We start from the raw sequence: 3,152 nt of genomic DNA, 5'->3' as shown, positions 1-3,152 counted from the left end.
TCCGAGACCGTAGGGGAGTCATCGTGGTGGAACTCGAGTCCGTGACGCTCGGTGCAGCGCCGGCCGCTCTCATCGACGAACGTGCATTGGCTCTGGTCCCTCTTCCAGACCATGCGCCGGACCGCGGCGGGAACGTATCGGGACTTCGGTGAGGTATCGGTCTCGGACAGGGTCTTTCGAGGCTTCTTCGTCTCGCCGTAGCGTTTGGCTTCGAGTCTTTCGAGCTTCTCGGTCACGGCGGAATCGATGACCGACACCAGGTCTTCCTGGGTGAGCGCCTGAAGGCGCTCCAGCTTTTCTTTGAGCTCACCGCTCGCGGTGAAGGTGACCTTGAAGCGTTCGGGAGACAAGGGCTCGGGCTTCGGAGCGACCGAACGAAGGGCAGGAGGAGGCGAGGCAGAGCTCACCGGCTGAGTTGCCGGCCCGGGTATCGAAAATGCTGGGTTTTTTACTCCGTCCGGGCGAAGTAAGGTCGGGGGAGGCGAAGGAGGACTGGGGAGCTTCCGAATCGTCGCCGGAGCGTCCGGTTTCGGGGCCAGCTCCGCGATGAGCTCCTCGATCTGCCTCTTGGTCCGATACACCGCTCTGGCCAGCACGTGCTCGCAGTTGTCTTCCGTGAGGTGTGACGACAGAAGGGCGATGCCGCTCAGGTGGAGCCGGCCGTCGCCGAGCATCTGCAGAAGTACCGGAAAACGGCGCCCTGCCCGCCCGACCGCGATGCGGAGATAAGCCTCGGGCTCGGACAGGCGCAGGACTTCCACGCAGTAGGCGAACATGCTCGAGCAAGCCCGGCGGAGGTAGAGTGCACGGTGGTCGACTTCCGCGATGTGGACGACCAGGTCGGCCTCGACTCGCCGTGATTGGGACAGCAGAAGCGAGAGACGTCGGAGGAGCTCGTCGTCGGAAAGAGAGGAAAGATTGTTTTCAGGAACCATTCCCCTTGTATAGCACGGGCTTTTTCAAGGGCCGCCGAACGCTCTCTACGCCTCTCCAAAGACACGCGATGACTTCGAGCCGCCCGGCCTGGTCATCGCTCGTTAGAGCGCTTTCCCGCGCTCGCGGCGGGTATTCTGGAGCGGGTTCGCTCGTTTCCTCGAAATGACATCCTGGAGTTGTCAAGAAAAAATTGGGTATAGACCGGCGACATCGGTAACAGATTGGACCGGCGACATGGGTGACACTTCCTCTGAGATTGGAGGGAGCTATCGTGCCGTGGAAAGAGACGAATGGCATGAATGAGCGGGTGAAGTTCGTCGCGTCGTACCTGGAAAAGAACGAGCCGTTCCTGTGGTTATGCGAGAGATACGGAGTAAGCCGCAAGACGGGATACAAGTGGGTGGCACGTTACGAGTCGGCTGGTGTGGGTGCGCTAGAGGAGCGGTCGCGCGCCCCGTTGTCGCATCCTCACGCGGTCACGGACGAGGTGGTGGAGAACGTCTTAAGAATCCGGAAGAAACACCCACGCTGGGGACCGCGAAAGTTGCGAGTCATCCTGCGTCGGCAGTACCCACAGTTGCCGCTGCCGGCGCCGAGCACAATCGGAGAGATTCTGCGTAAGAACGGGCTCACTCGAACGCGGCGGCGGATACGGCGGAGCTCTCCGTACGGCGATCGTCTCGGCAGCTACGACAGCCCGAACGCCGTATGGTGTGCCGATTTCAAAGGACATTTTCCGGTGGGTGGGGATCGTTGTCACCCCTTGACCATAAGCGACGGGTTCAGTCGTTATCTGCTTGCTTGCCAGGCTCTTCGTCGCCCTCTCTACCAGCCGACACGGAAGGTCTTCGAATCGGTATTTCGAGAGGTCGGTCTGCCGCAGGCGATTCGAACCGACAATGGTGCGCCGTTCTCGACGCTTGCGCCGGGCGGATTGTCTCGGCTTTCGGTTTGGTGGATTCGTCTGGGAATCCATCCGGAGCGGATTCTACCGGGTCGACCGGAGCAAAACGGACGACATGAACGGATGCATCGTACTTTGAAATCGGAGACGGCCAAGCCGCCTCGCTCGAGCTTTCGAGCTCAGCAGCGGGCGTTGGATCAGTTTCGCAGCGAGTACAACGAAATCCGCCCGCACGAGGCGCTGGGTCAGCAGGTTCCTGCATCCCTCTATCGGCCGTCGCTGCGAGCCTATCCTCGTCGATTGCCGGAAATCGACTACCCAGATCATTTTCAGGTCAGGCGCACCTACCCCAATGGGATGGTTTCCTTTGGTTGCACGCAGTGGTACATCAGCGGCTGTCTCGTCTCCGAGCGGATTGGTCTTGAGGAAGTCGATGACGACCGGTGGAAGGTCTACTTCGGTCCCATCGCGCTCGGGCTGCTCGATGTACGAAACGCGAGAGAACGAGGAAGCCGTGCTTTCGGACTTCTGGTCCCGTTGGACGGACAGATCAGTAGGAGGAGACGCTACAAAAGACGAGCTCGAGAAGGCGCTAGCTGAACCGCACTCGATTATGTATAACATAACTGATGCCAGGCGGCCGACCGACCGACGATCCCAAGCAGACGCTCGTGGCCGTGCGCCTGCCCGCCCGCCAGCTCCATGCTCTGCAGGCCCGAGTCAAGCGGGAGGGGATCGGTTTGTCCGAGGCGCTACGGAGGTGTTTGGACGAGTGGGCCGCTTCAACCACTCCTCGCGCTATGCACGAGCCACGTCCTCGACGCCTTACCGCCGAAGAGCGAAAGAGTTTCGACCAGGTCTTCGCGGCGTTTGGGCTCACACCCAAGCGTGGCAGACGTCGAAGACGATGAATGCTAGTTCCCTTCACCAGCCGATTGAGGTGCTCAGTCCAGAAAACCCGCTTAGCAGTGTTCGCGGAGTGCCGCTCGCCGGTGTCTTGCGGCAAGCGCTCAGCGAGAACTTACTGGAGGTCTCGACGTCGACCTCGATTGCCCCCAGCCCCGCCGGCGCCGCCGCTTTGGTGAGCACGTTCCCTACGCTACGCTCAGTCTCGCTTCGCGAGCCTGAGCTCCGCTCCGGGTACGCGCTCACCAAAGCCTCTCCAGACCAGGAGAGTGTCACCCATGTTCCCGGTCTGTTTTGTTACCGATGTCGCCGTCCGGACCCCCTGCCCATGAGAAGCCGGCCAACCTCGGGTGGCCTCAGAATCAAAGCCCGCGCTCCGGCACGAGCTCGCCATGCCGATGTTGTC

At 61.2% G+C, this 3,152-nt stretch carries 3 protein-coding genes; 1 reads left to right on the top strand and 2 read right to left on the bottom strand.

All coding sequences use genetic code 11. The features are described 5' to 3' along the window. Nucleotides 1-935 (bottom strand): hypothetical protein (locus tag VEK15_25615; protein HXV64103.1); only part of this gene is annotated, 935 nt, incomplete at its 3' end. 296 nt (nt 936-1,231) lie between these two features. Between VEK15_25615 and VEK15_25610 the strand changes: the two genes are divergently transcribed. Beyond that, the gene (locus VEK15_25610) at nt 1,232-2,440 is read left to right on the top strand and encodes an IS481 family transposase (GenBank protein ID HXV64102.1); all 1,209 of its coding nucleotides are present in this window, start codon (nt 1,232-1,234) and stop codon (nt 2,438-2,440) included. A 505-nt stretch (nt 2,441-2,945) separates the two neighbouring features. On the opposite strand, the gene VEK15_25605 is transcribed toward VEK15_25610, so the two are convergent. After that, the coding region (locus VEK15_25605; protein HXV64101.1) for a hypothetical protein at nt 2,946-3,152 on the bottom strand (207 nt) is incomplete at its 5' end.

The sequence above is a fragment of the Vicinamibacteria bacterium genome, assembly GCA_035620555.1.
GTDB lineage: Bacteria > Acidobacteriota > Vicinamibacteria > Marinacidobacterales > SMYC01 > DASPGQ01.
Note: the sequence above shows the minus strand (reverse complement) of the source record. Positions and strands in the feature narration are given on the sequence as shown.

Coding starts and splice junctions, on each gene's coding strand:
- VEK15_25610 (HXV64102.1), top strand. CDS start 1,232: ATGAATGAGCGGGTGAAGTTCGTCGCGTCGTACCTGGAAAAGAACGAG.